Origin of the sequence: Coleofasciculus sp. LEGE 07092 (assembly GCF_015207375.1) — a bacterium.
Taxonomy (GTDB): domain Bacteria; phylum Cyanobacteriota; class Cyanobacteriia; order Cyanobacteriales; family Coleofasciculaceae; genus LEGE-07092.
The window spans coordinates 52,840-60,604 of the sequence record NZ_JADEWY010000023.1; the positions used below are offsets into that span (position 1 = coordinate 52,840).

Here is a 7,765-nt window from a genome sequence, read left to right on the forward strand (position 1 = left end):
GTACGTTGCCTCAACCTATCACAAATAGTTGTAGGCAACGTCTTTAAAATTTAAAAGCTTTCTCTCAATCAGCAGTCCCTTTATTAATCAGTAACGCAACGGGAAAGTGTTTGAGAACATCCCGAATCCAGAGGGTGTCATCTCCCTGAACTTCCTGTCCACTCATAGCATCATACCAGGTTGAAGATGCTCCAGGCGGTAAAGAGAGGCGGGTTTCCTGCCAAACCTGTTCACCTAACGGATGCTCTCCCTCTTTAATTAAGGAAGTCAAAAACCGAGGAGCGATCGCCATAATTGTCGTATGATCCCAGTGTCTGGCAAAGGCAACAATATGATCCCGTAAGCTACCAATCACCGTCAGTTTCTCGTAATCGCCACGCTGGAACAATTCCAGATACTCTCGGCGAGTTTGCAGCGCTTGGTAAATTAGAAACAGCTTGATTCTCCCGTCTTCTGGAGTTTCCAATAGCTCCTGAATTAGACCCAAATAATCCGTTTCAATGTGGTTCTTAAAGTCTCGAAGTATACCGATGCATTGTTCAAAATCAACGGGACGACGATTATCTGGATCTACTAAACTCAAATCCCACAGTTCTGTTCCTTGATAAAAGTCTGGAACTCCAGGAGAGGTCAGTTTCAGTAACGTTTGTGAGAGGGAATTAAAGATACCGTAATGTTGAATTCTGCGCTGGAAGGGTCGGAACGCCTGCAAAAATTCATTGTCTTCAGAATCTTTCAACAAGCGTTCTGCAAATTGGATAAAACCATCTTCATAGCCAGTATCGGGTCTCAACCACGCTGTGTGAACTTTGGCTTCTCGGATGGCTTTGATAATATACTCTTTAATCCGTCCCACAAAGGCTGGATACTCACTCTCATAAAATGGGTAAGTTCCTAGCAGAGTTTGGTAAAAAAAGTATTCATCATTGGGATCGGGAACATCTAAACCCTCAACGCACTCCTTATGACCCCCATTGATTTCCTGCCATTTTCTGATAGTGTTTTCCCACTGACCTGGGATTTCTGATAACACATTAATCCTCGCTCGAATATCTTCTCCTCGTTTTGTGTCGTGGGTTGAACTCGCATTTGTGGTATGGGGCCAGTAGGCAGCGCGATGATGGTTAAAGCTGTGAAATTCGTCTACAGAAACGCCAAATTCCCCAGGATTGGAGCCGACTTCATTAAGAGATACCAACCTGTTGTAGATATACAGAACGGTATCTTCTACCCCTTTTGCCATCAAAGGACCGGTGAACTGTTGCAGGCGCATAGCGAAGTAACGCTGTTGCTCTTTTTCTTCCTGGGTTAGAGACTCATCAAACTCCTGCAAAAGGAACTTTTCAATAAAATTGAGTTCATTCAAGAAAACGGGTGTATTTTCTCTCGCTTTAGTAATGACTTGCTGAATGCACTCCCGGTCTGCTTTACTCGACCCTTCGGCGCTAATATAAGTCCGATAGACTGGAAACACTGCCATGATTTCTACTAAAGCACCTTTTAAGGCGTAAATAGTAAAGTCACTGGCATACCTGTACAAGCCGGAGAGATGCTTTAATAAGTTAGCTAGGTTATCAATATCTCCCGTTAAGTGTTTACCAATAATCAGCCGTTTTTTATCATCAACTAATGTCTCATAAGGTGTGGAATTGCCAATGAAGCGGTGGTAGACACTATTAAACTTCTCTTGTGTAGCTTGTTGACAAAATATCCCATTCACCTGATTGAGAAAATCATAACCTGTGGTGCCTTGCACGGGCCAGTTTAGGGGTAGTTCTTCGTGTCGTTCTAGAATCTTTTCGACCGTAATGTAAGCATCTGGAACTCTTTCCCTCAACCTGTGTAAATATTGGGCAGGGTCGTAAAGACCATCAATATGGTCGATTCTGAGTCCAGTGAATTCTTGCGTATCTATCAGCTTAAAAATCAGAGAGTGGTTGTGTTCAAAAACCCTTTCGTCTTCCACCCGCATTGAAATCAGGTCGTTAACCGTAAAAAATCGCCGATAGTTCAATTCCTCATTTCCTACTTTCCAGTAAGAGAGGCGGAAGAACTGTTCAGCTAGTAAGCTTTCTAATAAATTGAAGCTTTCTGGGTTTCCGGGTTCTCCGTTAAAGATTTTGATACTTTCTTGAATGAATTCTCGGATATCGGGATTCTCACTCCAGAGTTCCCATACCATCCCTTTGATGAAGGTAATTTGGTCGTACCGTTCTCTGCCTTCTTCACCTGAAGGAATATATTTTAAAGCATAAAGAGCGCCTAATAGCTTGACAAAATCTGGATGTTTTCGTCCTAATTTCTGACGCAACTGTCCCAATTCGTGGGTTAAAACCTGAATGTAGGATTCGATGCGGATGGGAAACTTTAGACCGTAGTAGTTAATGGTTAGTCCCCGTTCTTCATACTGGAGTTGCAGTTCGCCGCTTTCTAAGCAATCCCCACAAAATTTCCCTAAAAAAGGAGCAAGGACTCGTCCCCGAATGCCTTCATAGGGATGCTCCCAATTAATATCAAAATAATCTTTGTACTGAGAATCAGGACCGTTTTCGAGAACATCGACCAGCATTTGGTTTTGACTGTCGAATGCCATGTGATTGGGGACAATATCCTGAACCCATCCCAATCCATAATTCTGAAGTTCCTGCACCAGATTTTCAAACGTCTTGGGTCCCCCTAGTTCGGTGTTAATCTGATTGGGGTTCACCACATCGTAGCCGTGGGTACTCCCCTTCCGGGATTGAAAGACTGGGGAAGCATATAGATCAGAAATCCCTAATTCAGCCAGATAGGAAGCGATCGCTTTGGCGTCCTGAAACGTAAAAGCCGGACTGAACTGAATTCTATAGGTTGCTAATGGAATCCGCATCATAAGGCATTCACAGGAGAGAGTTAACAGGCAGAGTTTACGTCCCGGTTATGACGTGCTTTATATTGTAGACCTGTCAGCATATATTTTCGACTTACCTTTGGCAGTGCGGATTTTGAGGAGTTGATGGCGATCGCGCCAAACCGCTTGCGCTAGTTAATGTACTAGTGTTAGGAGTGAGGGGACTCAAGGATCGATCAGGCTTGTAAGAACCCGAGGTGGGAGATTCCTGTAAGTCCCCATTACCAGGAAGCTTCTCTGATTGCCCCCTACAGGAATAAACCCCGAATAGCAAAAACCCCAGCACTGGATAAGCACTGAGGACTATAGTGAAGGTAGACACACCTCCAGGTAGATCATCACGCAGACTTTTTAAATCATTCAGGCAGCAAAACATCTCTTTCTATAGAATCACTTGCTTTTCGTTTATTTTCTAGATCGGTTTAAGACCAGTGAGCCATACTTAAACTGAGCTTGACAAGTAGCAAGACTTTCCGATTCCCCTGAGAAATTTAAATAGAGTACTATTTCAGCCGATTGACTGACAAAACTTGTGAGCAGATGCCCAGGAAGCCCTCACCCTTGGGGAAAGGAAGAGGGGTTGGGGGTAAGGGCGCTAGACTTTTGTCAGACTCCACTCTCCAATGACAGTTTTCCGCTTCAGTGCGTAAGTCTTACCATAGTAAAAGCGATCGCCTTCGGGCTTGCTTTCCCGCTAGTTCTGTGTTGGATGGAAAACCGTTAGCCTCAGCCTCGGCTACTAGACGTTGAATGAATTACATCGATCGGTACTATCAAATCCTCGGACTCAACAAGAGTGCTTCATTAGAGCAAGTAAAGCAAGCTTACAGGGAATTAGCGATGAGCTGGCATCCCGATCGCTTCCCCAATAATCCCCAACTCCAAGAAAAAGGGCAAGAGCAGCTCAAACAAATTAACGACGCTTACCAACAGCTCAAATTCTATTATCAAAATCCATCCTATCAAACGGCTTCACCCCCGACCGACTCCCGCCCGGTTGCCGACCCCGAAACCTACTACAACTCGGGCATGGAGAAAGCCAGACGAACCTACTACCAAGAAGCGATTGAGGACTTCAATACAACATTGCGGCTCGACTCCCACTTCGTTCCTGCCTACAAGTATCGGGGGCTAGCCTACTCCCAACTCGGACAACACCAGCAAGCGATCGCAGATTTTCAACAAGCTGCCGACTTGTATTGGCAGCAAGGCAATCTCCACGATTACCAAGATGCTCTCTTCTGTATTAGCAAACTACAAAACGTAGTACTAGACCCGCTCCAGCAAAACTGGCGCTGCATTCATACCCTCAAAGGGCATAGCTCCTTTGTCTATGCCGTCGCACTTAGCCCCAATCGACAAATTCTAGCCAGTGGCAGCACCGACGGAACCATTAAAATTTGGCAGCTAGATACTGGCACAGAACTGCGTGCCCTCAAAGGACATTCCGGACGGTTTTGCTACATTCAGTCCCTAGCAATTAGTCCCGACGGGCAAATTCTTGTCAGTGGCAGCGATGACAAAACCATTAAGCTTTGGCAACTCAGCAACGGACGGGAACTGCACACACTCAAAGGACATTCCGGTTTATTCGCCGGCGTCAAATCCGTCGCCATTAGCCCCTACGGTAAAATTCTTGCCAGTGGCAGCGACGATAAAACCATCAAACTGTGGCAGTTTGAAAAGGGACGAGAACTACGCACCCTCACCGGTCACAGTGGTGGCATTAACGCCGTTGCTATCAGTCCCGATGGCAAAATGGTTGCCAGTGGCAGCGACGACAAAACCATCAAACTGTGGCAGTTAGGCAAGGGGCGAGAACTTCATGTCCTCAAAGGACACACCGATGCCATCAACTCTATTGCCTTCAGTTCAGACGGTCAAATTCTCGCCACCGGCAGCAGTGATAAAACCATCAAGATTTGGCACCTCAGTAGCGGACGAGAACTGCGCACCCTCAAAGGACACACTGATGCCATCAATTCCATTGCCTTCAGTTCAGACGGTCAAATTCTCGCCACCGGCAGCAGTGATAAAACCATCAAGATTTGGCAGTTGAGCAAGGGGCGGAAACTGCGCACCCTTAAAGGTCATACCGCTACGGTTTATTCTGTTGCAATTAGTCTAGACGGACAAACTATCGTTAGCGGCAGTGCGGATAAAACCATTAAGATTTGGCAGCGTCCATAAGGCTTAGGAGATGGGGAAGAGGGGGAGTATTTTAATCAACATTCACTCGGAAAATTTTCTTTTTATCTCCCCCATCTCCCCACTCCCCACTCCTCACTCCCTACTCATCCAGCCTGCCAGTCAGCCAATAAGTCATCATTTCCCCCTTACCTTTCACCATAATTTCTCCCCGCTTTTCCAAAACATACTTATCTTTCAACCGCTCATAGGTTGCTTTTGTAACTTGAATCCCGCCAGGAATTCCCTGAGATTCCATTCGCGATGCCACGTTTACCGTATCGCCCCACAAGTCGTAGATGAATTTTTTCATGCCAATGACTCCAGCAACCACCGGACCTGTATTAATCCCAATCCGAATTTGGAAGGGTTCCCCTCTGTCAGTGCGGAATTGGGTGATAACTCGCTGCATATCCAGTGCCATTTGAGCGATCGCTTCGGCATGATCGGCTCTGTGAACGGGCAAGCCGCAAGCTACCATATAGGCATCACCAATCGTTTTAATTTTCTCCAAACTGTACTGCTCCGATAGGCGATCGAAGGTAGAAACAATTGAGCCAAGCAGGTTCACCAGTTCTGTTGGCAGCATTCGACTAGCCAGGGGAGTAAAACCCACAATATCAGCAAACAGAATAGTCACATCCTCAAATTGCTCGGCGATAAGGGCTTCACCATTGGATTTTTCCAAACTACTGTGACTTTGTTTCAATTGTTGAGCGATCGCCGCAGGCAAAATATTGAGTAATAAACGCTCAGATTTTTCTTGCTCGATTCGCAACGCTTCCTCTGCCTGTCTGCGCTGGGTAATATCTTCCAACACTCCTAAAATACCAATCACCTTACCTTGGGCATCGTGAATGGGAATTTTACTAACATCCAGCCAAACCGTGTGCCCATCAACTGGGGGTTTTTGTTTTGTTTCGACAACATGAAATTCTGCCTGATTTTGTTCAATGACGCGCCGATCTTGAGCGCGGTACAATTCAGCAATCTCTGGACTAGTGAGTAAATCGTAGTCGGTTTTACCTACCACAGACTCCGGACTTTCTATTTGCGCTGCTTTTGCCCAGTTCTTATTGCAGCCGAGGAAAACTAAATTGGTATCTTTCCAAAAGACTTGCTGGGGAATATTATCCAGAACTAATCGCAGATACTGTTCTTTTTCTCGAAGAGCTTCTTCCGCTCGTTTCCGTTCCGTGGCATCCGTGCCAATGGATAAAACTTCAACCAACTGACCCCAATCATCTAAGATGGGTTTATTCGTCCAATTAACCCAAACTGTCTTACCATTGCGGCAGATATTTTTAGTTTCTTTAAACTGATAACGATCAGGGTGTTTACGGATATCTTGAATCAGTACTTTGAGGATGCGCCGAGAGCGTTCTGTTTCAGGAATAATAGTTCCTACAATATTGCATCCTAAGATTTGATCTTCTTGATAACCAAAGAAGTTCTGCCCATAACTATTTATAAACTTGATTTGACCGAGGGCATTCCAGCGCAAAATAATACAATTGGGAGTTTCAACCAAATCCCGATACTGAGCTTCCCTCGTTCGCAAGGCTTCGAGTGCCTGCTTGCGATCTGTAATATCCCGCGCCACCCAGAGTACAGAATCAGCAGAAATAGGTGAGATTCGGGTAGAAAACCAAGCCTCGCGATCGCCAACAGGGAGGCTATACTCCACCTGAATCGTCTGTTGAGTTTTTAAAGCCTGTTGGATATAGCCAACAAAAGTATCAGCTTGCGATCGCTCAAAAATGTCATAGTCTGTCTTGCCCAGCAATTCTTCAACCGGTTGGTATAAAGGTGGAGCATTCGCTGATACTATTTTGAGGTAGCGCCCTTGAGAATCTTTGACAAAAATCAGTTCAGTCATCGCCTCAAACAGCACCCGCAACTCCGCTTCTGCTCGCCGGAGCTCAACTGTTCGCCGCTCAACCCGCCTTTCTAACTCTTCATTCGTCTTTGCTAAAACCGTAAATGATTCGCGCAGTTGCCCTGCCATTTTGTTAAACGACTGAGCCAGAATTTCCAGTTCACTAATGCCCTCGACATGAACCTGATCAAATTCCCCACTGGCGAAATCCCCAGTCCAAGCTTGCTGCGCTAGATCTTGACTGACAGCACTCAAACGACGAATTGGCTGGCTAATCCAGCCCGATGTAAAAATTCCCACGACTGCAACCCAACCCAGTACTGCCAAACACAGGAGAATCGTGTTGTAAGTGCTGGTGTCAAGCTGTTCCCATTGCCCATCCTGTAACGACAGCCATCCGCTTAGTCCTACAAGCCAAACGAGTTGGATCAAGAAGGGCATCATCAGCACAAAACGCAGCGGCACCCTTTTAAAAGTCTGGGAAACCCAATGGGCTAGCATTTGCAATACCATTCGTTTCTGTTACCTCCCCAGCTTGCCTGTCAGCGTTACCCACAATTAGATGCTTCCCTGATAAACTGGCACGCTCACACTAGTGCAGTTAGTTCCTAGGCAGTACCCTGGTTGCCAACTCGCTCTAAGTGACAGCTTCGCGTAGGGTTCGAGTCGCCTAAAATGCCCCTAATTATTCGTTAGGCTAGCTTATTCACGAGGCTTCTTTCAGGCAGACTTCTATGATAACTTTCATAAGGGCTAGGGGAAGGTGGAAAGATAGGGAGATAGGAAGACAATTTTCTCTGCACCCCAAC

At 45.8% G+C, this 7,765-nt stretch carries 3 protein-coding genes; 1 reads left to right on the forward strand and 2 read right to left on the reverse strand.

Annotated elements, in window-relative coordinates; translation table 11 throughout:
* Window positions 1-64 precede the first annotated feature (64 nt).
* Entirely contained in the window at window positions 65-2,869 is a 2,805-nt protein-coding gene (gene treY, locus IQ257_RS08115; RefSeq protein ID WP_193873424.1) for a malto-oligosyltrehalose synthase, read from the reverse strand.
* Between the two features lie 771 nt (window positions 2,870-3,640).
* Here treY and IQ257_RS08120 point away from each other — a divergent pair.
* A complete protein-coding gene (locus tag IQ257_RS08120; protein ID WP_193873421.1) occupies window positions 3,641-5,080 on the forward strand; it encodes a DnaJ domain-containing protein in 1,440 nt (479 codons plus the stop codon).
* Window positions 5,081-5,180: 100 nt separating this feature from the next.
* Here the strand turns inward: IQ257_RS08120 and IQ257_RS08125 are convergent, their stop codons facing one another.
* On the reverse strand, window positions 5,181-7,469 hold the full coding sequence (locus IQ257_RS08125; RefSeq protein WP_228060523.1) for an adenylate/guanylate cyclase domain-containing protein: 2,289 nt from the start codon (window positions 7,467-7,469) through the stop codon (window positions 5,181-5,183).
* Window positions 7,470-7,765: the final 296 nt, after the last annotated feature.